Origin of the sequence: Staphylococcus sp. FSL W8-0056 (assembly GCF_037963075.1) — a bacterium.
GTDB classification, from domain to species: Bacteria; Bacillota; Bacilli; order Staphylococcales; family Staphylococcaceae; genus Staphylococcus; species Staphylococcus aureus.
In genome coordinates, this window is the sequence record NZ_CP150142.1 from 2189061 (window position 1) to 2214702 (window position 25642).

A 25642-nucleotide genomic window follows, 5' to 3' on the forward strand; every position below is an offset into this window, starting at 1 on the left:
ATCTTAGCCTCCTAATTATCCAGATACTTTTAAGCCTTTGGGAACTACCCATTTTTCAACTAAAGCTAATAAGGCATCAACACCTAATGCTAGTGCAGTAACGAGTACCGTTGCAGTTACAATCATCAGTGGATCATATAAATTTAAACCATTGAAAATGAAATCACCTAATCCACCCGCACCTACATAACTTGCAAGTGTAGCCCAACTAATTACATACACAGATGACAAACGAATGCCACCAATGATAAGCGGCAATGCTAACGGCAATTCAACATCCTTCATCAATTGAAATTGTGTCATTCCCATACTTTTTCCAGCTTCTTTAATGTTGCTATCAATATTTTGAACACCGAGTACCGTGTTATTTAAAATAGGTAATAATACATAAATAAATAGCGCTACAATTGCAGGCGTTTTACCAACACCAAAAATCGGTATCATAATAGCAAGTACAGCTAGTGTTGGAATAGTTTGTAAGACACCTGCCACAGTTAATACAATATTGGCAGTTCGCTTTGTTTTTGATAATAAAATGCCTATAGGTACTGCAACAATGATGGCAAGTAATAATGCCACTATAGAAATATAAAAATGTTCCAGTGTTTTCGACATCAACTGTCCACCATGTTCATGTAGGAACTCAATCATGATTTATCATCTCCTATGTCACGTACTTTGACATTAGTAGTGTGTTGCTCATGCATTTTTGAGGACACAGTGTCTTCCCCCACATGTTCTGTTTGCACTGCATCCTCACTATCGCCCCAAATCGTGTCATATACAATGTCAACAACATTGGCACGCGTAATCAGTCCTACTAAACGTTGCTTATCATCTACGACAGGTACATTCCTAACGTTTCTTTTTAAAATCGTACGTACAGAATCTTGTAATTTAGAATCAATTTGAACGGTATAAATATGTTGTTGCATGGTGTCTCGTAAACTTTTGTGTCCACGTATACCCTGATTTATATCTTCAATGTCTAAGAAACCTAGTAAATGGTTATTACTATCTACTACAAAAATAGTATCAACACGCTTTTGTCTCATAATATGAACAGCATCATTAAGCGTTGCATCTGCCTGTATCGTGATTGGTTTAATCATTACACCTTCTACAGTCTTGTCATTGGGACGGTCTTGAATCAGTCTATTTTGTCCTATAAAATCACGTACAAAATCATTTGCGGGATGTCTTAAAATATTGTCTGGTGTATCAAATTGCACCACCTTACCTTCTGACATAATACAAATTTTGTCTGCTAATTTAATCGCTTCATCCATATCATGTGTTACAAAGATAAACGTCTTGCCTAATTTTCGTTGTAACGTTTTAACTAAATCTTGTAACGTATCTCTCGTAATAGGATCCAATGCACCAAAAGGTTCATCCATTAAAATAATATCTTGTTCGGCCGCAAGTGCTCTTACGACACCGATACGTTGTTGTTGCCCACCTGATAGTTCTGCTGGATAACGCTCTAAAAATGACTCCGGTAAATCCACAAGTTTAATTAATTCCTTTGCACGTTTATCCTTTTCTTCTTTAGTCCATTTCAACAATTTGGGTACCAATACAATATTCTCTTTAATCGTCATATGAGGCATTAACCCAATTTGTTGAATAACATAACCAATATTTCTACGTAATTCGACAGGATTCATACTCCGAACATCTTTACCATCAATTTCAATTTGTCCTTCTGTCGCTTCAATCATACGGTTTATCATTCTTAAAGCAGTTGTTTTACCACTTCCACTGGTTCCAATAAATGCGATAAATTCCCCAGATTGAATATCTAAAGAGATGTCATCTACTGCCTTTTTATTACCAGAATAAATTTTCGTTAAATGCTTAATACTTAACATAATCATTTCTCCTTCCTCATAAAAAATATGGCGAATGATACGCATAAAATAAAAAGACCATTATCGCAATTGTTAAACAAATAGAGTCATAAGTTAAACAAGTACACATCATGGTCTTGATTATGTAGAATTTTATATTTTTCATCTGTAATGTGAATACTTAACAGTAAACGGCGCTATGTATGTTGAATTTCTACCGATTACTTTGTTTGCACATTCGTATATTCGACATTTAAAACTAACATACTCTATATGATGTTATTAAACATTATTATTTTATCTTTGGCAACTAAATAGATAACTCATATTTTTTAAAAGCGAATTTATTATCGCTCAATTGGTTGTTTTATAGCAAAAAAGTGTCGAAAATGTGAAATATTATTACAAAAGTCGAATTTTTGTAATAATGCACACGCATCCATTGTTACAGACGGACAACCGCCCATCCGCCACTCACAAAGTCATCCTTATATTTTAATATCTTCATCATTCATTGTAGACACCCTTGCCTTTTGCTAACATTTTCTACTCCCAAGCCTGTAACGGAATTCCAACGTCAAAGTGTTGCCCATGACAGACACACCTAAAAAAACAACCAACAGCATGAGCCATTGGTTGTTTCGTGTCATCTTGTATGTTGTTGTATAACCGGTATGCTTTACTCATTAATTACTTATCATGCATCCCTTTACCTTCTAGTATTTGGTTAATATACTTTTCAACACGCTTTTGTCTTGTTTCACTGCGTTTAGCTTGTCCAATATGATATATATATTGATGTTGTCTGCCTGGCGTTAATTTATAAAATGAAGACTCTAACTGTGGCATTTCTTCGAACTTAGCTTCTAACTCTTTAGGAATAACATATTCCTCTGTTTTCTTCATTTCAACTTTTTTACCAGCTTTTTCAGCTTTAATTGCTTCGGCTAGATAATATTTAATTTCTTCGGTACGTGCTTGAATCTCTGTTAAATTTTCAAATCGTAACTGACGAGCTGCTTGCACCTTTTCAGTCTGTTGAATGAGTGTATGATATTTATCCTCCAAAATGGCACCTTTATGAAATAATAGTGCAACATAATTTTTGAAGCCATGGATAAGTACTACATTTTTATTATTCAACGTGTAACAAGGATGCATCCATTTATACGCTTCCTCTAATTCTGTTTCATTAAAGATTAACGCTCTCAAATATTTATATTCTTCTTGCCATTGACTCTCTTTATTTAAAAATGCTTCAACTTGTTCATTTGATTGTTTCTCACTCATAGTCATCACTTCCATTTTGTTTTTCAATACACATTGTATTATATATCCTAATTTTATAAAAAACTAATTTTACAAATGCTTTTGCGTTCTTACAAAAAATGCATTTGACTATTATTATAATAAGCGTATAATTGTCGCATATTATTTTTTGTATTTTTGGCAATAACGAAGGAGTATTTATGAATAAAGACAAGCAATTGCACAACGACAAAATCAATCTATCCCAATTAGTCTTATTAGGGTTAGGCTCTTTAATAGGATCTGGTTGGCTATTTGGTGCGTGGGAAGCATCATCAATAGCTGGACCAGCAGCAATCATATCATGGGTTCTTGGATTCCTAGTCATTGGAACCATTGCCTATAACTACATTGAAATCGGCACAATGTTTCCTCAATCAGGTGGCATGAGTAACTATGCCCAGTATACACATGGCTCATTATTAGGCTTTATTGCTGCTTGGGCGAATTGGGTGTCTTTGGTGACAATAATACCTATCGAAGCTGTGTCAGCTGTTCAATATATGAGTTCTTGGCCGTGGCATTGGGCGAAACCAATGAGATATTTAATGGAAAATGGCTCTATTAGCACATACGGATTGCTAGCTGTATATCTCATCATTGTTATTTTTTCATTATTAAACTATTGGTCCGTAAAACTTTTAACATCATTTACGAGTTTAATTTCTGTATTTAAATTAGGCGTACCCATGTTAACCATCATCATGTTGATGTTATCAGGATTCGACACTTCAAATTACGGCCATTCGGCAAGCACATTTATGCCTTACGGAAGTGCACCGATTTTTGCTGCAACAACAGCATCAGGGATTATTTTTTCATTCAATTCATTCCAGACAATTATTAATATGGGTTCAGAAATTAAAAATCCTGAAAAAAATATCGCAAGAGGCATCGCTATTTCACTGTCAATCAGTGCAGTGTTGTACATCATTTTACAAAGTACGTTTATCACTTCTATGCCTCAATCAATGTTACAACATAGTGGATGGAATGGCATCAACTTCAATTCACCATTTGCAGATTTAGCTATCTTATTAGGAATTAATTGGCTCGCAATTTTACTATATATTGAAGCTTTTGTATCACCATTCGGTACTGGCGTGTCATTTGTCGCCGTTACAGGTCGAGTTTTACGAGCAATGGAGAAAAATGGACATATCCCTAAATTTCTTGGGAAGATGAATGAAAAATATCATATCCCACGTGTAGCAATCATCTTTAATGCCATCATTAGTATGATTATGGTTACATTATTTAGAGATTGGGGTACGCTAGCAGCAGTTATTTCTACTGCAACTTTAGTAGCCTATTTAACTGGCCCAACGACAGTGATTGCATTAAGAAAAATGGGACCAACAATGACTCGTCCATTTAGAGCAAAAATTTTAAAAGTAATGGCACCATTATCATTTGTATTAGCTTCATTAGCTATATATTGGGCAATGTGGCCAACAACGGCTGAAGTTATTTTAATCATTATACTTGGATTACCAATCTACTTCTTCTATGAATACCGTATGAATTGGCGTAATACAAAGAAACAAATTGGTGGTAGCTTATGGATTATTGTATATTTAATCGTGCTATCAATACTGTCATTTATAGGAAGCAAAGAATTTAAAGGCTTAAATATGATTCACTATCCATTTGACTTTATCGTTATTATTGTTGTGGCGCTTATATTCTATTACATCGGTACAACGAGTTCATTTGAAAGCGTCTATTTCCGTCGCGCAACACGAATCAATACAAAGATGCGCGAGTCACTAAATAATGAATCAAAGTCATCTCATTAAATATTTTAAAATGCAATGCCATATATGATTTCAACACACACACATTAACCAACCATTGATTTCAACATCTTGGTTGGTTTTTTATTTTGAAAATCGGTTATAAATAACTAACATAACAATGTGGCGAGAGTGATATTGTAATGAAATGTCACTGTAGAAGAACATCATATAATACTGAAAATGGTTTGAGTTAAAACAGATATCAAGCTAGTCTGATTCAGTCACAAAATTGTCTTGTTATACTTGTCACCTATCATCTATAGACCGTGGTATGATTAAATTGGGGATGATAAAGGAGGTTAATAAATATGAAGATTAATACTACAGGTGGTCAAATTCATGGTATTACACAAGATGGTTTAGATATCTTCTTAGGCATTCCTTATGCAGAACCACCAGTTCATGATAATCGCTTTAAACATTCTACGTTAAAAACACAATGGTCAGAGCCAATTGATGCAACTGAAATACAACCCATCCCACCGCAACCAGACAACAAATTAGAAGATTTTTTCTCCTCACAATCTACAACTTTTACTGAACATGAAGACTGTTTATATCTAAATATTTGGAAACAACATAATGATCAGACGAAGAAACCTGTCATCATTTATTTTTATGGTGGTAGTTTTGAAAATGGTCATGGTACAGCCGAACTCTATCAACCGGCACATTTAGTACAAAATAACGACATTATCGTTATTACATGCAATTATCGTTTAGGCGCATTAGGATATTTAGACTGGTCATATTTTAATAAAGATTTTCATTCCAATAATGGACTTTCAGATCAAATCAATGTCATAAAATGGGTGCATCAATTTATTGAATCCTTTGGTGGCGACGCTAATAACATTACTTTAATGGGTCAGTCTGCAGGCAGTATGAGCATTTTGACTTTACTTAAAATACCTGACATTGAGCCATACTTCCATAAAGTCGTTCTACTAAGTGGCGCACTACGATTAGACACCCTTAAGAGTGCACGCAATAAAGCACAATATTTCCAAAAAATGATGCGCGATTATTTAGATACAGATGATGTTACATCATTATCGACAGATGATATTCTTATGCTGATGGCGAAGCTAAAACAATCTCGAGGACCTTCTAAAGGGCTTGATTTAATATATGCGCCTATTAAAACAGATTATATACAAAATGATTATCCAACAACGAAACCAATTTTTGCATGTTATACAAAAGATGAAGGCGATATTTATATTACTAGTGAACAGAAAAAATTATCGCCGCAACGCTTTATCGACATTATGGAATTAAATGATATTCCTTTAAAATACGAAGATGTTCAGACTGCGAAGCAACAATCTTTAGCGATTACACATTGTTATTTCAAACAGCCGATGAAGCAATTTTTACAACATCTTAATATACAAGATTCAAACGCACAACTATGGCTTGCTGAATTTGCATGGCATGATACTTCTAGCGCACACTATCGCAGTGCTTACCATATTCTAGATATGGTATTTTGGTTCGGAAACTTACAAATATTAGCAGCACATCAATATCCAACAACTGCTCACCTTAAATTTTTAAGTCGACAAATGCAAAATGATTTAGCTAATTTTGCTAAAAGCGGTAAAATGCCTTGGCCGATGTATCATAATGAACGTCGCTATTATCGCACATATCAATAACGTTATCGCATCTAAAAAAGCACACCTGAATTTGATAGCAGGCGTGCTTTTCATATGAGAATTATGATGATTTAAATGTTTTAGCATAATGATTATTTTTCAATGTGAAAACAACGATTAATCCTAATGCGCCAATGATGGCACTCGTATATGTGATAGCTTGAACAGAAACATGTGTCATGACCAAGCCTCCAATAATGCCGCCAACACCAATACCAGCGTTTAAACTAGACATGTTCCAACTCATTACTTGGCTTGTGTCGCCTTCAACATGTTGAATCACACCGCTTTGCACTGCTGGATTAGTACTCCATTGCATGATATTCCAAATAAATAGTCCTGCTAACAATAGACCTGAACCAGGTAAGATTAAATTCATAAGTAACATCATAACGATAAAAATAGAAACAGAAATCATTAACCAACGCTTACTTGTAATTTTATCGGAGAATATACCACCCAATGATGTTCCAATAACGCCAGCGATTCCATTTACTAGAAGTGCTAATGAAACGAATGACATATCATGACCATTAGATAAAATAAGTGGATTTATAAAGACGAATGTCACTGAGTTTGCAATCAATACTAAAAACGTAATAATTAAATATTTTGCTACTTCAGCAGGTCTTAATATTTTCGAAGTAACATGATTTTCATGAGATGGTGCCTCATGATTCACAGGGCCTCGTTGTATTTCCTGATCCTTCGGTAAATAGATCATCATCAAGAAGCCAACAATAATACTCACAATAATTAAGAATAGAAATGTATAGCGCCAACCTACTAAATCGCCGATAACCGTTCCAATTGGTACACCAAAAACATTGGCCCCACTAAACCCTGTATAGACAAGTCCAATCATTTTGCCACGATTTTTAGGTGCTGATAACATCGCTGTAATAGCTAATACTTTTACGATAATTAGTGCTGCTGCTGCAGATGAGATAATTCTACCAACTACTAATATTGAAAAATTTGGCGCTACAGCAATAATGCCATTACCAATGATAAATATAAGTAATGTCCATAATAATACAGGCCTTGATGAAAAACGGTTCGTTAATTTAACCAGAATAGGTCCACATATCGCAAATGTTAAAGCGTACATTGTCACTAATTGACCAACGACAGCTTCTGATACATGTAAGTCCTGACTCATCAAGTTCATAATTCCTGCAACCATCATTTCAACCATTCCTACGATAAAAATACTTAAAATGAATGTAAATAGTCGCATGATTGACATTTTAAAACTCCTTTCAAACAAAATTTCCGATATTCATTTCCCTTAGAATAACGATTTATTAAAAAATGTGTGCAACACAATTTTATATATAACCGTTCTATTATATAATATTTTGCTTTAATTTTCTGTGCTTAAATGGAAAATTATTGAAATTGTTTTTCAGTATTTGAAAAATTAACACAAGTATGTCATTTAATAATTATGTATAATTACTTCAGTTTCAACAATGTCTTCAAAAAAGCACGCACGCTTTATATGTCAGAACAGATAACTGACTACAAAGTATGCGTGCCTTTATGAATATTTTCGCTGTGTTAATGAATAGCGATACTATATGTGCGCGTCACTTCATTTCCAATTAAAACTAATGCCTAAATCTGATGCAGTAAAATCTATCATGATTCACTCTTAACATCCGTATTTCGTGCTACTAATTGATGTCTTGCATTGAAAAATTGACCATAGCTTAAATATGTCGCAATCAAAGCAGACATAATGGTCGCAGTTGTATGAATAAACACGACTAACAATTGAAATTTAATCGCTTGTAAAGGTGGTACGCCACCAATAATTAAGCCTGTCATCATACCAGGAATCGACACAAGCCCATATGTTTTAACCGAATCAATTGTTGGCACTATAGCTAAACGAATACTTTCACGTATTGCACCTTTAGAAGCCAATTTAGGTGTAGCTGCAAGTGATAATTTAGATTCAATATTAGTACCATCTTGTACGAATGCACGATCTAAATTCTGGTAAGCTAAATTAATTGCAATCAAGCCATTATTTGCAAGCATGCCGCCGATAGGTATAACTTCATTGGCTGTAAAATGAATTGCCCCTGTAGCTACAGTACCTGCAAGTGGTAATGCTGTTCCAATGAAGATAGCTAGAAATGATATCCAAAACACATGATGCATCACTGGTGATGCTCGACTAATTGTATTCCATGATGCATTAATAATAATGACCAATACACATAAAATAAGCAGCCATTTATCGTTTATTTTAAAAATATAATGCAGCAAAAATCCCAAAATGATTAATTGCACCACTGCGCGTAGTGTCGCAACAATTAAATCTTTAATAATATGTAAACCTTCTTTATATGAAATGATAATCGGAATGACTAAAAGCAATGCCGTCAATCCAAGTGCCGTATTACTCATGTTGATTCAACTCCTCAACCTTAGAAATTTTGCCATCAACAATCGTTATGCGCTTTTGAAAATGTCTCATACTTTGATCATCACTATGGGTAATCCACATGATAGCAACATCCTGTTCCACTAACTTAAAAATGATATTTTCTATCTTTTCTTTATTATTAACGTCTAATGCACTGGTCGATTCATCTAATAAAAGAATATCCGGTGTATACATCAGTTGGCGCGCTATAGCAATTCTTTGCCGCTCACCACCCGACATATTTTCCACTTCCGAACTTAATTGATAATGTCCCAAACCGACATCTTTAATTAATTGCTTTGCACGTTTTCTATCAAATTTATCATTACGTGCAAGTGATGGGAATATCATGTTATCTTCAATCGTTTCACCAAACAAGTCACTTTGCTGCATCAAATAACTGATTCGTTGACGCAATTCTTCCGGGTCATAATCATTATAGGGTTTACCTTTAAAATAAAGTTCTCCACTAGTTGGACTAATCAAATTACATATTTGCTTTTGAAATGTACTTTTACCACTACCTGATGGACCTATAATGGCAATACTCTCGCCTTTATCTACTTTTAGACTGATATGATCTAGTATGATTCTATCGCTCGCTTTATACACTAAATCTTTAATTTCTAACAACATTTGCACCGCTCCTCATGTAATATATCAGGTATATTATTCCCGTTTTTTTGGTTTTTAGTGCAATTACATTTAAGAAAAAATCATTTTCTTGTAATATCAAAATTTAGGCATAATTGATTTTCAGCATTTAAATTAAAAACAAAAAATCCTATTAACATGGATACTGTCTAATGACTAAGAATTAAAGTTAGACAATTGTTTAACAACCTACCATATTAAAAGGATTCTTTATTATTTATGGATTTGATTACCACATGATATTTTTATAACTTTCATCATTCAATGAACGGACAATTTCAGTAACAAGACGGATAGAATTTTCATAATCATCTACATTGAGCACTGAAACATTAGAATGCATGTATCGCAGCGTAACACCGATTGTCATCGTTGGAATACCTTCATTTGCGACATGAATACTTCCCGCATCTGTACCTCCACCTGGTGTCGTATCCCATTGTACTTCGATGTTATGTTCCTTAGCTACATCTTTAATATGCTTACGCAAACCTTGGTGAGCAATACTTGTAGCATCCATCATAATGACAACTGGACCACCGCCTAGTTTACTATCGCTCGTTTGACCTGACATACCTGGGGTATCATAAGCAATACCTACATCGACAGCTATCGCCAAATCTGGTTTAATTGTATTCGCTGCCACTTTCGCACCACGCAAACCAACTTCTTCTTGCACTGTGGCACCACTGTATAAGTTAATTCCAATATTTTCATCTTTTAAACGTTTTAATACCTCAACAGCTAATGCACAGCCATAGCGATTATCAAATGCTTTCGCAGTTAAATATTTATCATTTGCAAGCACTTCAAATTCACTATATGGCGTTACCATATTGCCTACTTCAACGCCAGCTTCTTCAGCTTCTTCCTTGCTACTAACACCAATATCTATAAACATATTTTTGATTTCCATTGGCTTTTTACGTTCTTCAGGCGTTAAGACATGTGGCGGTTTAGAACCGATGATACCTCTAATTTCTTTGCCCGAATCTGTTGTAATCGTTACTTTTTGAGATAGCATGACTTGATTCCACCATCCACCAACTGGCGTAAATGAAATAAAACCATGTTTATCAATCTTTGTTACCATAAAACCAACTTCATCCATATGACCAGAAATCATAATTGAGTATTGACCATTCTCAGCATTTTTCTTTCCAAAAATGCCACCCAAGTTATCTTCAATAATTTGATCACTGACAGGCTCTATATAGTTACGCATTGCTTCTTTAACTTGCATTTCATAACCAGCAATGCCGTTTACATCTGTTAAATGTTTAAGTAATTTGACTGACTGATTCATGTTATTCATCCTCCTGTATTTCAACTTAAAACTATTGTATCACTAACTTTCAGAAAAACGTTCCCTACCGCTTTATCATTTTCAGGCTTAAATTTTTTAAAATTTTGTGAGAAATCCGCTTCAAAAACCTCATATTTTTAAAATTTAATATTCCGAAAAAGTCACAATTTAAAATTCCTTATTATAATATGTTATTCTTTTATTGTTACTAATTTCAATTTGTTTAGTCTTGCGCTATTATAAAATTAAAAAGTGTAGAGATAACAACGCATTAACGTCGCTATTTTCCCTACACTTAAATACTAGTTTCTTTAATTAACTTACCATTAAAGTTATTCAGATATTGAATATTCATTAATCATAATGTGACCATGCCGATAGTATTAATACTTCTTTATTTCGATCATCTACGGTATAGACGACCCTGTGCTGATGGTTAATTCTTCTTGAATATCGCTCTAAATATTTAGGCTCTAATTTTTCAAAAGATTGTGTTATTTTATACGGATCATTTTTTAAAGTCTCAACAATTTCTAAAAATGACTTCTTTAAATAAGAATGTTTTATTTTCCTTAAATCTGATTTCGCTGAATTTTTAATCTTAACCGTGTAATTGCTCATTAAAGATTATCCCAATCAATATCATCTATATTTGTTGTACCACTATTATCTTTTTCTCTTTCTCTTACTTTGTCCATTGTACCAGTAGATTCAAGATATATTGTCTCTTGTATACTTTTCCAATCTTCTAAACCTATAATCACAGCATTATTTTCGGCATTATTGCCACTAATATAAATTGGTTCGTGATTATTATTAACATTTTTTAGTAATTGATAAAAATCTTTTCTCGCTTCTGTAGGGCTAGTGATAATCATATAAACCCTCCTTTGTTTTCTGTTACGCTAATTATAGCGTACGCACTTGAGTACGTCAATATTGCCAACGAGTTCATCGTATTCTTAATACCTATATGCTATCGTACACAAGCTTTTGTTCTTTTCTTCCAACATACCGTCTATAATGCTCAAAAAGAAATCAGCAGTGGAACACACTACGTTCCCTACCGCTTTATCATTTTTCAGGCTTAAATATTTTTAAAATTTTGTGAGGAATCCGCTTAAAAAACTCATATCTTCAAAAAAAATGACAAAATTTAAATTTTTGAATAACATCATTTTTTAGTAAATGTTATAATTTCTTTATAATACAAATATCGAAAGAAGGCGACTGACTTTGAAAAAATTATGTTCATTAATTGTAGTAGCATTAATTTGTATCATTGCATTATCAGCTTGTGGTAAAGAACAAACCAAAACATATGAAGGTGATGTTAGTGGTAAACATGTACTAACTTCTATCACATATAAAGATGATAAGGTTTTAAAACAGTCTACAATCAACACAATTAAATATGACGATCTAGGTATGGATAAAGACGAAGCCAAAAAGTTATTCGCCAAATCTGAAAGTATTTTCAAAGACCTTAAAGGCGTAAAATACAAAGTAGACTATAAAGATAAAAAAGCAATTGAACACTTAGACATAGATTACACAGAAGTTGACATGAAAAAATTAAATAAACGTCTTGGTGTTTCAACTAAAGAAAATAAAGATATTAGTTTTGAAAAACTTGAAAAGCAATTAAAGCACAGAGGTTTAAAAGAAAAAGATAAAATGGACGACAAATAGTTTATAACATAAAAATGCCCTCAGATAAGACTAAGGATACAAACCTTAATTCATATTCTGAGGGCTTTAATATTTGAAATTCTTGTGTGACCAGCATCCACTACTAATATAAAATTATTTGCAGTAACACTAAAATCCGCTGCTTTCATTTTCTCGAAATAGATAAATCAACTAATCAATTTCAATTTATAATCATGTATCGTTTGTAACTCACCATCGACTTTTCGATATACAATATGATCAGCAGTAATTTCTGTAGGACTGGATACGCCAACAGCTGCTGCAATATTGAATAAGCCTTCATGCAAACTTGTTACATAGTTTGTGACACGATATTGCTTTTCTCCAACAATCAATGCTTTTTCTTTTTTCGCATCTGTCGTTGCAACACCTACAGGACATGTATTCATATGGCATTGTTGACTCATAATACAACCGACACTAATCATCATGCCACGTGCGATATTTACAAAATCTGCACCTAAACCTAGTGCAATCGCAATTTTATCTGGTGTCACTAACTTACCAGATGCCGCCAATTTCACTTTATCTCGAATACCATATTTTTCTAACATGCCAGACACAATAGGTAGAGCTGTAAATAGCGGTAAGCCAACACCATCTTGTAATTCTTGGAATGTTGCACCAGTACCACCTTCACCACCATCAATCGTAATAAAGCTTGGATACTTATCTAGTTCCACCATCGTACGTACAAGTGTTTCAATTTCTGAAACTTTGCTTACTACAATTTTGAATCCTACTGGTTTTTGACCTAATTGCTGCAACTGATCGACGAAACGAATCAAATCTTCAGCATTATGAATAAATTCGTAACGGTTAGGTGAATTGATTGTTTTATAAGGTTCAACATTTCGGATTTTAGCAATTTCTTCGTTTACCTTTTCAGCTTCCATATGACCACCACGAGTCTTAGCACCTTGTGCCAACTTCAGCTCAAATGCGCGTACGTTAGATAACTGTGCGACCTCTTTAAATAAACCTTCACTAAAATTACCTTCTTTATCACGAACACCAAATAAACCGGGACCAATTTGGAAAATGATATCCCCATTACCTTTTAAATGATATTCTGATAAGCCACCTTCACCTGTATTCATCCAAGTGCCCGCTTTAGCTAGACCTTTAGATAAAGCTGTAATGGCATTTTTTCCTAAAGCGCCATAACTCATACCAGATTGTCCTACGATACGTTTTAAAATAAATGGATGTTTTAAATGTTCACCTAATTTTATTGCATGGTCATCACTTAAGTAATACGGATCAATCTTTGTCGGTACACGATATTCTTCACGACTAAATAAACGCTCATTCGCGATTTTATAAATGAATGTTGATAACAATGTTGTATTATCTACTGAAATCTCATTACGTTGCATCGGAAACATTGTGTTCTGTATGTAAAAGCCGTCTTGATAATCTTTAGTAGTACCGAAGCTGGTCATACGAGAGTTATATTTTCCAGCCAAAACGATATTTTTATAATCATTACGTGAAAAAGGTTTCCCTTCATTATCCCCAGAAAATAAATACTGACGTAATTCCGGTCCCATTTTTTCTGAAATATATCTAATACGTGCTAGTAAAGGATAATTCCTTAATACACTATGTTGTGATTGTCTTTTATCTTTAATTAACCAAATAAGCCCGATAACAATAACCGTAAGCAGGAAGCCTACAACGATAATGTTAACTATAAATTGCATGACTGTAAGAAACGTCATTACAATACCTCCCCCCAAAATTTCAATTCAATATTTATGATACACCTTACAAAACAAAACACAATGGAAGCGCTTCATTTTATAAAACAATTTTATGATATGTTTTTCATTTTAAATTTTAATGTATAAAACATACAATACAAAGTAATATGTGCTAAAGTATCTATATAATACAACTATTTAAGAGGTATACTATGTCAAATACAAATAAACATTACATAGAAGAAGAATACGCTACTGAACAATCGCGTTTTTTCAAACGTGATATTGGATTTATTTTCCTTTATATATTTTTGGTTAACATCTTGCCAATCATTATCGTCTTTTTAACTTTTGGGTTAGTAGCTGTATTCACTCAACAAGCCCCATGGGGTTTCTCTTTTCCTATTTCAATGAACATTAGCTATTTACTCGCAGTTATTATTTCACTAGCTATTTTTCGTCGGATGCATGAAGATGCATTTGTTCCGATGATACGTACGCAAATCATTGCCAGCACCAAATATAAATGGCATATTCTTATATCATTTACACTAAGTGTCGTACTCTTTTTACTTTTAAATTATTTCGATATTTTCGCACTAAATGTAGATGCCTTTACTGTCTTTGACATTTACCCGCTCATTAGAGATTATGGTTCCATCAGTTTAATAGTAATGTTGTGGTTAACCATTATATTAAATACTTTGATTTGCCAACTTATTTTCCGTCATATTTTAATTCAAGAATTAAGCAGATTAATACCTTTAAAGATTACAATAGTATTATCCGTTATCCTTGAAACACTGTACTATTATCCATACATTAATACATGGTGGGAATTCATTCCAGCATTGATACTAGCTAGTAGTGCGACTTACTTATATTTAAAGTCAAACCGTAATTTTATGGTGAGCTATTTCTATCAATTAGCAGTTATACTCGTTTTGCATATTTTCATGTAAAATTTTTCAGAGTATTATCCATTATCCATACACATCAAAAAGCACACTTAAAAGTCAGTATCACAACTCACTTTTAAGCGTGCTTTATTTAGATATACTGTCGTTCTAAAAACGAGCCATATAGAGAGCCTGAGACATAAATCAATGTTCAATGCTCTACAAAGTTATATTGGCAGTAGTTGACTGAACGAAAATGCGCTTGTAACAAGCTTTTTTCAATTCTAGTCAACCTTGCCGGGGTGGGACGACGAAATAAATTTTTCGAAAATATCATTTCTGTCCCACTCCCATGAATCGCCATGCTCAATATACCTTTTAAAATTTAAATATTCATTAACTTAATATGCTTTAATTCACTTCATTAAAGACTACTCGCTGGACGTGGTGTTGGCTTTTTCAAGAAACTCATAATCATTATTACAATGACTAACATACCACAAATTAGATACATCCATTTAAATCCTACTAAATCGGAAATAGGTCCCATCAATGCGCCACCTAACGATATACCTAAGTCTGCACAGGCAATAAATAAACCTAACAACATATTACGACCTACTTTTGGTAAGACGAAGCTTAAGTATGATGTTAATGTTGGGTACACCATTGCTTGCGTCATTCCTATTAATATCGCACTACCATAGAAAATAATTGCACCTACTTGCGGACCAAATGCCACTACAAATGACGCGATTACTAATAATGATAGTACAGATACCATATATTTAGGATGCCACATACCATCTGACGGAATGTATTTCCTTAAGTAAAATCTTGCCGCAACAACTGCGATGGCCTGTATTGTCAAAAAGATTCCCGCATTCGCGAATCCTAAACTCACTGTGTATAACGGTACAAATGTACTAACTGCACCAAATACAATCGATGCAACAATCATGATAATACCACTGTTCAACAACTCTTTATTTTTGAAAAATTGCGCAAAAACAGTTACAGCGTTAAACGGCATTTTTTCAATCTTATCTGACGTATCGGGTTCCTGTTCAGCAAAGGTCACGCGATAGCCAAAGAATGTTGTTGTTAATGCGATAAAGATAATGACAATTGCAAATAGTGAAATATTATTTGCATTCCAAATACCTACGGCAACTAATGGTCCAATTAAGTTTGGAATCGTTGAAAATAGCGAGTACAATGATACACCTTCAGAACGATGTTCCTCTGGTAATGCATCAATAATACCTAACTGTAAAGACATAGAAAAGAATGCCGTACACACACCTTGCATAACACGTGCTACGAAATAACCTTCTAATCCAGTAAAACCATAAATAATTAAAGCTATGGCATTGATGATCAAAATAATTCTTAAAACTTTAATGGGACCGACACGAGCAATAATTTGTCCTGCCCATGGTCGAAACACCATTGCTGTTAACATGTATGCCCCCATAACGATACCGATAACCGTATTCGTTGCGCCTAAATCATGCCCTCGTAACGGTATAAATACGTTTAAGATTGCATTGGCACTAAAGAACATCAATGTTAATATATATAATCTCAAAAAGGGCCAAGCCATTGCACCTTTCATTATCTCACTCCTTAGAATGATAGTTGTTTTTCTATTAATTCTCTTGTATAAGCATTGTCACTTTTATGCAATGCGCTTGTCGGAATTTGTTCTTCTATTTTTCCGTTTTTAAAAATAATTAATTGATCACATAAATACGTGGCAGCTTGAATATCATGTGTGATAAAAATATAACTCAACTGACGCGTTTCACGTAAATGAATCAATAAATCTAATATTTGTGTTTGAATTGACATGTCGAGTGAACTAATGGCTTCATCAAACAAAATATATTTAGGGTTAATACATATTGCACGCGCAATCGCAACACGCTGCGCTTCTCCACCTGATAACATATTAGGATATTTATCCATGTATGCCTTAGATAGACCGACTTCTTCCAACAATGTAATTGCTTGGACTTCCATAACTTCTTTAGGTTGTCCATCACATTGACACATCACTTCAAATAAGATTTCTCTAACAGTCTGAAATGGGTGTAATGATGACGTATAATCTTGAAATACAGCACCAATTTGATGACGTCTGACTTTCTTCTTATGCATCGGTAGATCATTTAAGGTTACACAGCCTTTATCCGGTTTCTCAATACCTAATATCATACGACTCAACGTCGATTTACCGCTACCACTTTCTCCGATAATCGCAATCGTCGCACCGATTGGACACTCAAATGACACACCTTTCACGATAGGTGTTCGACGACGCTTAAAAACATGTGCGCTTTGATATGATTTTTCAACATCTGTAACTTTAATCATGTACATCACCCCTCATCACATGTTTAAAATGATCATTAATCTTCTTCTTCGTTGATAATAAATACTTCGTATAAACATGTTCTGGATGATGCAAGACTGATTCACGTGTACCATGCTCTATCAGTTGACCATTTTTCATCACAACAACACGGTCTGCAATCTTGTTAATAACCGTTAAATCATGTGAAATGAAAATCATCGCACAGTCAAAGTGTTTTTTAATATCTATAAATGCTTCCAGTACATCATATTGTGTAATTGTATCTAAAGCCGTTGTCGGCTCATCAGCAATGATTAACTTTGGTTTCAAAGCTAACGCTAAAGCAATCATCAATCGCTGTAACATTCCTCCTGATAACATGTAAGGGTATGATTTTAATATACGTTTAGGATCTTTCAAACTTAAATAATCCATATATTCAATCAATGTCTTTTCAATTTCTTGTGTAGACATTGACGTATGTACTTTCATAGTCTCAAACATTTGTTTACCGACAGTAGTTGATGGGTCAAAGGCACGACTACCTTGTTGCATGACCATCGCAATATCTTTACCACGGTACTTTTTCCGTTGCGATTCAGATAATGACAACATTGATGTACCATCAAAGATAATTTCACCTGTCACCCCGAGTCGTTCGGGATTCAAACCAATAATCGATTTGCATGTAATTGATTTACCGCTACCACTTTCTCCAATAACGCCTAAAGTTTCACCCTTAGTTAATGTAAAATTCACATCACTCACGAGTGGTTGATCTGTCCAGGTATCTGTAATCGTCAAATGCTTAACTGTTAACAATGTCATGATTGCACCACTCCTTTTTTCACAGAACGAAGTTTATCTTTAGAAGAGATGCGGGGATCAATAGCAATTTGTAAAGCATCGGATAAGAAGTTAAATGCCATCACTATAATCACTATGGCAATACCTGGCGCAAACATCATTTCAGGATGTGTAAACATCACTTTTCTAGCTTCGTTAAGCATCATGCCCCACTCTGCAGTAGGCGCTTTGACACCTAATCCTAAAAATGAAAAGCCAGATATTTGCAAGATCATTGAACACATCGAACTACTAGAGATGATAGCAATATCTGCTAATGTTAACGGCATAATATGTTTGTGAATAATTTTCATATCATTCATACCGATTGTTTTAGCAAATCTGACATGGTCAGAAGCAGTGTACTGCATAACACTTGTACGTATAACACGACAGAACCATGCCCAACGCGTCAAAATAAATGCCATGATAATATTTTCGGCACCCATTCCAAACAATGCAATTAATGCTAACGTTACAACATAACTTGGGAATGCCAACATAACATCACACGCACGCATGATTAAGGCGTCAACAAACCCTTGGAAATATCCTGATAAGAATCCTAAAATAGATCCAATAAGTACAGAAACAAATAGCGCAACAAAGACATATAACAAACTTGGTCTAATCGCATAAATTAACCTAGTTAAAATATCTCTACCTAAATGGTCAGTACCTAGTAGATGTTGAAAACTGATGCCAGCAAATTTGTTTGCTGTATCGATATGGTTAGGATCATAAAATGTCACAAGTGGTGCTGCTAATCCTAAAAAGACATATAATACAATAATGCCTAAAGCAATTACTGCACCTTTATCTTGTAATAATCGTTTTAAAATTATCATCGTGCGCCCTCCCTTAATCTTGGATTTAATAGCGCATTAATGATATCTGCTAATGTATTAAATACAATAAATAATACCGCTACAATTAATACATATGCTTGAATGACTGGAAAATCGTGTTCAAGTATTGCTTTTAAACTTAATTGACCTAGTCCAGGCCATGCAAAGATATACTCGATAACAACTAGTCCACCCATTATCATTGGTATAGACATACAAAAGATTGATACCGCAACTTGTATAGCATTACGCAACACATGCAACATTAATGTGATAGATTTCACACCGCTTGCTCTTAAATAAAGTACATAATCTTCATTTAATTGTTCCACCATCGAGCGTCTAACATTTCTAAAGTAAATACCAGCATAGGCAATCGTAATAACGATCACTGGCAATATGTAACTTTCTGGACCTGTTAATCCAGAAGTCGGCAATATGTTTAACTTCACTGAAACGTAAATAATAAGTATTGAAGCTATCCAATATGATGGTAATGCAGTTAGAAAGAAAGCCACTGAACGTATCGCACGATCAGTGAACTTTCCTCTTTTTAATGCACTAACTACACCTAAAATAATTGATGTAATCATCACCATAACACTTGAAATTATTGTTAATTTCAATGTGTTCATAAATGCTGGGCCAATGCGTTCAGCAACAGGATCCCCTGTAATGTAACTTGTACCAAAATTAAATTGCATCGCTTCAAGTAACCAGTTTTTATATTGAATTAATAATGGATCATTGAAACCGTACTTTTCATTCGTTTCTGCAATCAACTCTGGTGTTACATTTGGCGTTCCTTGTGCATGTAAAATTGTCACAGCTGGATTTTCATTTGTAATATACGTCAATAGAAATGTCATAAAACTTACTACAATCACTAATGGAAACATGAGCGCAATACGTTTTAAGATAAATTTGAACATCTAATTGCTCCTTTATTTATACTGCATTTCATTGAATGGTAATTCATACTGTGATTGTGTGAATGATACTTTTTCTAAATCTTTCGGCGCAACAACTGTCATACTACCGTGTGAAATAGGGATAAAGATACCTTCATCATCAATTTGTTTCAAAATGTTTTTATAAGCGTCTGAACGCTCTTTACCGTTTTGGATTTTAAATGCGTCATCAATGCTGTTGTATATTTTATCTTTGTTCTCAATGCCTGATGTTGCACTTTCATAACCATTTTTCGCTTTAAATGCTGCAATAGTACTTTGTGGATCGTACAATAATCCCCAAGTTTGGTTGAACATTAAGTCATAATCACCAGAAGTACGACGTTCAGCAATTTTATCTGATGTTTCGCCATTGATGTTTAACTTAATACCCATTTTCTTAAATTCTGCTTGTAAGTATTCTGCTTGTTCTTTTTGACTTGAAGAACCTTTGTCATAGTACATTGCCATTTCAAGGTTTTTACCATCTTTTTGACGAACATCACTGTCTTTACCTTTCTTCCAACCAGCTTCATCTAATAATGATTCTGCTTTTTTAAGGTCATACTTACGTGTTGGCATATCGAAATTAATGTCTGTTACATTTTTCGCAAATAATTGAGTTGCTGGTTTTTCTTGACCATCTAAAATTTCTTTGGCAATTTTATCTCTGTTTACCATATGACCAATCGCTTGTCTGACTGTTTTGTCACTGACAGCGTTATCTTTTTTACCAGAATTGACAACTAACATTTTCGTATTCATAGGTTGACTACGCTTAACTTGATAGTCACCTGTATCTTTCAATTGTTTTAAAGAGTCTTTGTCTAAGCTATCCGTACCTCTATCATCTGTGAAGGCAAAGTTCGTTTCACCTTTTTTCATTGATAGGAATGCTGTTTCACCAGCAGGCATTACTTTTGCTTGTACTTTGTTAAGTTTAGACTTTTCGCCCCAGTATTGATCATTTTTGTTAAAGTCTGCAGACTCATCTTTTTTGTGTTCACCTAATTTAAATGGACCAGTACCATCGAACTTTTTAACGCCATCTTTTGTTGTACCGTTTTTAAAGTCTTTTGGAGACACAAATACATATGGACGAGGCATCGCTAATTCAGCCAATGCAGGTTGATATGCTTCTTTCAAATTCAATTCAACCGTGTACTTATCTTTAACTTTAACATTGTCAATTAATGTTGAAATCTTTAACCAAGAATGCAATTTTTTATTTTGTTGAACCGCATCAATATTTTTCTTAACTGCGTCAGCATCAAATGTTGTTCCATCATGGAATTTCACATCATCTCTTAAATGGAATGTATAAGTCTTCCCATCTTCAGACACATCCCATTTTTTAGCTAGTAAAGGCTTAATACCATCTTTCGTGTTACGTACAAGCGGCTCGTATATCATACTTTCAGCAGACATTGATCCACCGTAAACATGCGGATTCATATCACCGATATCTTTAACCGTCGTATACGTTAATTGCTTGTTTTCTTTTTTCTCCTCTAAACCTTTATTACCGCCACAACCAGTTAAAATTAGCCCTGATGCAAGTAACATTGCACTCATTTTAGTTAGTTTTCTCATTTGCTTTTCCTCTTTCTAAATTGATAAGTTGCATTACTTAATCAAATCGTAATGATTATTTTTCTCAATTATTTGCTTATTTTTATGTAAATGTCAAACATAATTCAATAATTTTTTTCTATTATAAAACTTCAAACCCTTATTATGAAAGCGTTCTATTGATTTCCAAAAATTTTGTGACGAGTGCCTTATCTCCTTCAAATAGATTTGTATTAAATTGAGAAGATAGTTGTTGATCTTGGTGCATATCCTTGTACGCCTGGCAACTTGCTTCATAGCGAGTTAGGAACTGATCAATCATTGGCGTTTTGATACCTAACATTTTCCCAATATGCTGAATCATCGCCGTTCTGTAATAATCTTCACTTGGCATTCTTGGAATTTGAACAACATCCTGTTCATTTTTATAGACTTGCTTAAATGGTACAGCTGAAAAATCAAAGTAATGTCCGTTTTCGTCTGGCTGTGAAAATGGATCAATGAGGATTGCGGTGTATCTTACATAAAGCAGATATTCTTGTAAGATATCTGGCAAGATTTCGAAATGCTCAATATCACCTTCATCCAAAGTTTCAGGACGTACTGGATAATTTTCCTTCACCATAAATTGAAGCAGGTTGACTGACGGCACTCTAAATGCTTGTAAAATAGCCATCATTTCCTTCCACATTAAACGCATTTCACGGATTAATGTCATCGTTATCGGTCCTTCAGGAAATAACTTATACACATAAACCGGTACATCCGTTCCTTCGAAAATGGCTTTCAATGAAAAGTCATTCATAAATAGTGGCGGGTGCACATAAAGCGAACTGTTACGTGTTTCAGCATGCAGTGGCGATTCAACGACTTCTAATTGAATCTTCAATTGCTCAGCTAAAGCAGAGATTCGTTGACACATTGTTGAGTTTGAATGTGTCGATCCCATGTACAATTTCTTTTTTACACCTGTTGTCAACACATGATTAGGTGCTTCTTTATCAACAATACGTGTATCGCCAAGATAAGTTGAAAATGAAATCACTTCGATATCCTGACTGAACTTAGACATAAATTGTTCCACAATCATTTGCGATCCAAATGTCGGTGAAATTAAAATGACATGTTTGACACTTTGCAAAGTTTCTAACGACAATTGCTGTAGTGTGTCATAATAAGCATCTGCTGTGCATGCCATGACAACCGTTTCGTATTCACCCTTAACGTTTTTAACATCTTTATACAAACGATTAATTTCAAACTTACCTTCCAGATGTTGATGCGCCTCGTTTTGTATTTTGACTTCAAATTGTTTCTCTTTTTTATACGCTTGATATAAGCGTTTTGATTTTTCTGATGTTGAGGCACGTCCAACCATATCAATCTCATAATCTGATTTTAAATAGCAAATATTCGCTAATTGGATTGCGACCGGACCAGTGCCTATCATTAATAATTTAGACATCCGTAATACCTACCTTTATAGCTGCTTTTTTATAAAGTGCTATATCAAAAATTTGCTGTGGTCTCATATGTTTATTCACACATTGCCACTTATCTTCCGCTGTTTCTTGTGACGGATAATTAAATATTGCTTTGATGCCATCACCAAAGCGCATTGCAACTACGACATTTTCATTTGTTAAATCATATAATTCTTCTAAAATGCTGTACTTTAAAGGAATTGTCGAGCTGAATATGATATGCGTCACATCTTTGATATCTTTAAGTTCAGATACCTTTTGATCCGTAATTGTTATATCTTCATTTGGTGCTAAGACGTTAACGATTCTGCGCCCTAGGTCAACGGCTTGTGGATCAATATCAATACCGATAACTGAAGCACCTGTTTCTTTTGCTACTTGAATTAACGTCATTGGATATGCACCTGAACCAACTAACAATAATTTGTCATTGCTAGTGATACTACATTGTCCAAACTCTTCATCAATACAATGTTCTATATTGTCAAAGTAACCTGTGGTAGACGCCTGTCCGTCTAATAGACGTCTAGCTCTAATGACTTCCACTTGTTTAACACACTGCGCTGTAATATATTGCAGTGATTTTATTAATTGTGCTTTTTCTTCAACGTCACGCCAAGCATTAAATTGTTGTTCATAAATAGGATTTAAAATAAATTCACTATAGTCATCCATCAATGTTTCTAATGCTTCGATATATTGATCGTCTTGTAATACACGCTCGTAATGCGCTTCAAACTTTTCCAAATATTGTTGTAATATCAATTTGATTTCATTATTAAAGTTATTCATTGTAGGCTCCTTATTCTATATATGCTTTTCCTGTAGCTACAGTTGTAACCTGTCCTTTAATTGAAGTTTGATATCCCAATTGATGACATCGCTTTGATGTCACTAAAATACTGCCCCCTGGCTGATGTACTGTAAAATCTTTGCATGCGTCATTACGTTGATAATTATTAAAAACCCCAATTGATGCTGTACCAGAACCACAGCTATTTTCCCAAATTAAACTTTGAATTTCTGGTATATAGATTAATGGCTGTAAAAATTGACGTTGTTCATCAAAAAGCATCATACCTACTGTTTTATATTTGTGACTCCATTGTTGCTCACGCACAAATGCTTCAACCAAATGTTGAATTTCAGTTGTTACTTGTTTAACTGGAATCACATAATGTACATATGTTTCATAAATAATTTCTAATGCTTTCCATGAATGATTACCCATATTAATTGTTGTTGGCACAACACGATGGGCTTGTGGCATTTGAACTTCATAGTATTGGCAATCATGAATTGCGCATTGCACTAAATCCGAACAGCCAGATACCTTCACCTTAAACTGTTGGTCTTTAAGCAAATGACTTTCCTGCAAATGATGTATATATGACATCGTCGCATTACCGCAAAATTCATTACCGCTCATAACTAAGTGAAAATCATTGCCATCATCATTTTGTGTTGATTCTATAAAGCCTACCTGTTCACAACATACATGTGTTGCGGCCATCAACTGATTGGCGATAGATGCATATTCACTAGCATCATGTTTTGAATGAACAAGTATCGTCATATTCCCCGAAGGATTATACTTAGAAAATTCTATAACCTGCCGATTCATACGACACTCCTTTAGATGTATTTTTAGAGCCTCTTTTACCATAAGTAATTAGAGGCTCTTATGCAGTTGGTGCGAAGCAAGCAACTGTATTCCTCTAAAACTGTAATTTTTAGAAGATGAACCTAATATTTTCCCATCTATTAGGTAAGTCATGCTAACCCGCAAAAGCGAAAACCATGGCTCTTATGCAGTTGGTGCGAAGCAAACAACTGTATTCCTCTAAACCTTGTAATTTTTATAAAAAGAACCTAATATTTTCCCATCTATTAGGTAAGTCATGCTAATCCGCATAGTGGAAAGCATGACTTAGTAATCGGTTGTTTCATCAACATGCAACCGTAAACCTTATTTAAAGTTGCTTCTTGTGGCTCTACAAGTGAATGCAGTTGTCCGTTAACTTCATTCACTTAGATGCTTTTACTGTTTTCACCTCAACTAAAACTTCAAAAAAGTTGCAGAAATCAAATCGTAACTATTACGATTTGATTATATACTATATTAGTTGAGAATCATTGTCAATAAAGGTTGTAAATGAATGCACATTTATATTTTGATAATCTTTCCATAAACATCGTATTCTCAGCACATTCAAGTCTTTTGAAAATTTTTATCAAACAAAA

The 25642-nt window shown here is 34.1% G+C and carries 25 protein-coding genes; 4 read left to right on the forward strand and 21 right to left on the reverse strand.

Features of this window, described 5'->3' with window-relative positions; all coding sequences use genetic code 11:
- Window positions 1-15: 15 nt before the first annotated feature.
- The 5 genes from NSS86_RS11185 to NSS86_RS11205 all read right to left on the reverse strand — a co-directional run bounded on the left by NSS86_RS11185 (window position 16) and on the right by NSS86_RS11205 (window position 3143).
- Window positions 16-651, reverse strand: coding sequence for an ABC transporter permease (locus tag NSS86_RS11185; RefSeq protein WP_000569120.1), 636 nt, complete (start codon window positions 649-651; stop codon window positions 16-18).
- The gene (locus tag NSS86_RS11190) at window positions 648-1874 is read right to left on the reverse strand and encodes an ABC transporter ATP-binding protein (protein ID WP_000948974.1); all 1227 of its coding nucleotides are present in this window, start codon (window positions 1872-1874) and stop codon (window positions 648-650) included. Before NSS86_RS11190 ends, NSS86_RS11185 begins: the two co-directional genes overlap by 4 nt.
- 326 nt (window positions 1875-2200) lie before the next feature.
- Entirely contained in the window at window positions 2201-2320 is a 120-nt protein-coding gene (locus NSS86_RS11195) for a hypothetical protein (protein ID WP_001789925.1), read from the reverse strand.
- Between the two features lie 79 nt (window positions 2321-2399).
- Window positions 2400-2540: a hypothetical protein gene (locus NSS86_RS11200; protein WP_001791736.1), complete on the reverse strand. Its 141-nt coding sequence runs from the start codon at window positions 2538-2540 to the stop codon at window positions 2400-2402.
- Between the two features lie 3 nt (window positions 2541-2543).
- Window positions 2544-3143, reverse strand: coding sequence for a YdeI family protein (locus tag NSS86_RS11205; RefSeq protein WP_001291519.1), 600 nt, complete (start codon window positions 3141-3143; stop codon window positions 2544-2546).
- A 179-nt stretch (window positions 3144-3322) separates the two neighbouring features.
- Between NSS86_RS11205 and NSS86_RS11210 the strand changes: the two genes are divergently transcribed.
- Both NSS86_RS11210 and NSS86_RS11215 read left to right on the forward strand, forming a co-directional pair.
- On the forward strand, window positions 3323-4960 hold the full coding sequence (locus tag NSS86_RS11210; RefSeq protein ID WP_001030712.1) for an APC family permease: 1638 nt from the start codon (window positions 3323-3325) through the stop codon (window positions 4958-4960).
- 308 nt (window positions 4961-5268) lie between these two features.
- Window positions 5269-6621, forward strand: coding sequence for a carboxylesterase/lipase family protein (locus NSS86_RS11215; protein ID WP_000700925.1), 1353 nt, complete (start codon window positions 5269-5271; stop codon window positions 6619-6621).
- Between the two features lie 61 nt (window positions 6622-6682).
- On the opposite strand, the gene NSS86_RS11220 is transcribed toward NSS86_RS11215, so the two are convergent.
- From NSS86_RS11220 to NSS86_RS11245, 6 genes are all read right to left on the reverse strand, one after another.
- Window positions 6683-7870 (reverse strand): MFS transporter, encoded by a 1188-nt coding sequence (locus NSS86_RS11220; RefSeq protein WP_000026189.1) that lies wholly within the window; start codon window positions 7868-7870, stop codon window positions 6683-6685.
- A 395-nt stretch (window positions 7871-8265) separates the two neighbouring features.
- Window positions 8266-9042, reverse strand: coding sequence for an iron export ABC transporter permease subunit FetB (fetB, locus tag NSS86_RS11225; protein WP_000072149.1), 777 nt, complete (start codon window positions 9040-9042; stop codon window positions 8266-8268).
- Window positions 9035-9697 carry an ATP-binding cassette domain-containing protein gene (locus tag NSS86_RS11230; protein WP_000923526.1) on the reverse strand — a complete coding sequence of 221 codons (663 nt, stop codon included), beginning with the start codon at window positions 9695-9697 and terminating at the stop codon, window positions 9035-9037. The genes fetB and NSS86_RS11230 overlap by 8 nt, the downstream gene beginning before the upstream one ends.
- A 247-nt stretch (window positions 9698-9944) precedes the next feature.
- Entirely contained in the window at window positions 9945-11021 is a 1077-nt protein-coding gene (locus tag NSS86_RS11235) for a M42 family metallopeptidase (RefSeq protein ID WP_001076673.1), read from the reverse strand.
- A 354-nt stretch (window positions 11022-11375) separates the two neighbouring features.
- Window positions 11376-11642, reverse strand: coding sequence for a Txe/YoeB family addiction module toxin (locus NSS86_RS11240; protein ID WP_000074049.1), 267 nt, complete (start codon window positions 11640-11642; stop codon window positions 11376-11378).
- Window positions 11642-11899 (reverse strand): type II toxin-antitoxin system Phd/YefM family antitoxin, encoded by a 258-nt coding sequence (locus NSS86_RS11245; protein ID WP_000587616.1) that lies wholly within the window; start codon window positions 11897-11899, stop codon window positions 11642-11644. Before NSS86_RS11245 ends, NSS86_RS11240 begins: the two co-directional genes overlap by 1 nt.
- A 358-nt stretch (window positions 11900-12257) precedes the next feature.
- On the opposite strand from NSS86_RS11245, the gene NSS86_RS11250 reads away from it, so the two are divergent.
- Window positions 12258-12713: a DUF1307 domain-containing protein gene (locus NSS86_RS11250; RefSeq protein WP_000732076.1), complete on the forward strand. Its 456-nt coding sequence runs from the start codon at window positions 12258-12260 to the stop codon at window positions 12711-12713.
- Window positions 12714-12880: 167 nt separating this feature from the next.
- Here the strand turns inward: NSS86_RS11250 and NSS86_RS11255 are convergent, their stop codons facing one another.
- Window positions 12881-14458: an FMN-binding glutamate synthase family protein gene (locus NSS86_RS11255; protein ID WP_000143494.1), complete on the reverse strand. Its 1578-nt coding sequence runs from the start codon at window positions 14456-14458 to the stop codon at window positions 12881-12883.
- A gap of 194 nt (window positions 14459-14652) precedes the next feature.
- On the opposite strand from NSS86_RS11255, the gene lnsB reads away from it, so the two are divergent.
- Window positions 14653-15402: a CPBP family lipoprotein N-acylation protein LnsB gene (gene lnsB / locus NSS86_RS11260; protein WP_000072462.1), complete on the forward strand. Its 750-nt coding sequence runs from the start codon at window positions 14653-14655 to the stop codon at window positions 15400-15402.
- A 361-nt stretch (window positions 15403-15763) separates the two neighbouring features.
- Here lnsB and NSS86_RS11265 read toward each other — a convergent pair whose 3' ends face one another.
- From NSS86_RS11265 to cntK, 9 genes are all read right to left on the reverse strand, one after another.
- Complete coding sequence (locus NSS86_RS11265; RefSeq protein WP_000675401.1) at window positions 15764-16957, reverse strand: MFS transporter; 1194 nt, start codon at window positions 16955-16957, stop codon at window positions 15764-15766.
- A gap of 11 nt (window positions 16958-16968) precedes the next feature.
- The gene (locus NSS86_RS11270; RefSeq protein WP_000598772.1) at window positions 16969-17718 is read right to left on the reverse strand and encodes an ABC transporter ATP-binding protein; all 750 of its coding nucleotides are present in this window, start codon (window positions 17716-17718) and stop codon (window positions 16969-16971) included.
- Window positions 17711-18526, reverse strand: a complete 816-nt coding sequence (locus tag NSS86_RS11275) for an ABC transporter ATP-binding protein (protein ID WP_000173871.1) — start codon at window positions 18524-18526, stop codon at window positions 17711-17713. Before NSS86_RS11275 ends, NSS86_RS11270 begins: the two co-directional genes overlap by 8 nt.
- A complete protein-coding gene (gene opp1C, locus NSS86_RS11280) occupies window positions 18523-19392 on the reverse strand; it encodes a nickel/cobalt ABC transporter permease (RefSeq protein ID WP_000584759.1) in 870 nt (289 codons plus the stop codon). The genes NSS86_RS11275 and opp1C overlap by 4 nt, the downstream gene beginning before the upstream one ends.
- Window positions 19389-20324, reverse strand: coding sequence for a nickel/cobalt ABC transporter permease (gene opp1B, locus NSS86_RS11285; RefSeq protein WP_000472243.1), 936 nt, complete (start codon window positions 20322-20324; stop codon window positions 19389-19391). Before opp1B ends, opp1C begins: the two co-directional genes overlap by 4 nt.
- 12 nt (window positions 20325-20336) lie before the next feature.
- Window positions 20337-21935 carry a staphylopine-dependent metal ABC transporter substrate-binding protein CntA gene (gene cntA / locus NSS86_RS11290; RefSeq protein ID WP_001229087.1) on the reverse strand — a complete coding sequence of 533 codons (1599 nt, stop codon included), beginning with the start codon at window positions 21933-21935 and terminating at the stop codon, window positions 20337-20339.
- 142 nt (window positions 21936-22077) lie between these two features.
- Window positions 22078-23379 (reverse strand): staphylopine dehydrogenase CntM, encoded by a 1302-nt coding sequence (cntM, locus tag NSS86_RS11295; protein ID WP_000040588.1) that lies wholly within the window; start codon window positions 23377-23379, stop codon window positions 22078-22080.
- Window positions 23372-24190, reverse strand: coding sequence for a D-histidine (S)-2-aminobutanoyltransferase CntL (gene cntL, locus NSS86_RS11300; protein ID WP_001058848.1), 819 nt, complete (start codon window positions 24188-24190; stop codon window positions 23372-23374). The genes cntM and cntL overlap by 8 nt, the downstream gene beginning before the upstream one ends.
- Window positions 24191-24200: 10 nt before the next feature.
- Complete coding sequence (gene cntK / locus NSS86_RS11305; RefSeq protein ID WP_001081693.1) at window positions 24201-25022, reverse strand: histidine racemase CntK; 822 nt, start codon at window positions 25020-25022, stop codon at window positions 24201-24203.
- Between the last annotated feature and the right edge of the window lie 620 nt (window positions 25023-25642).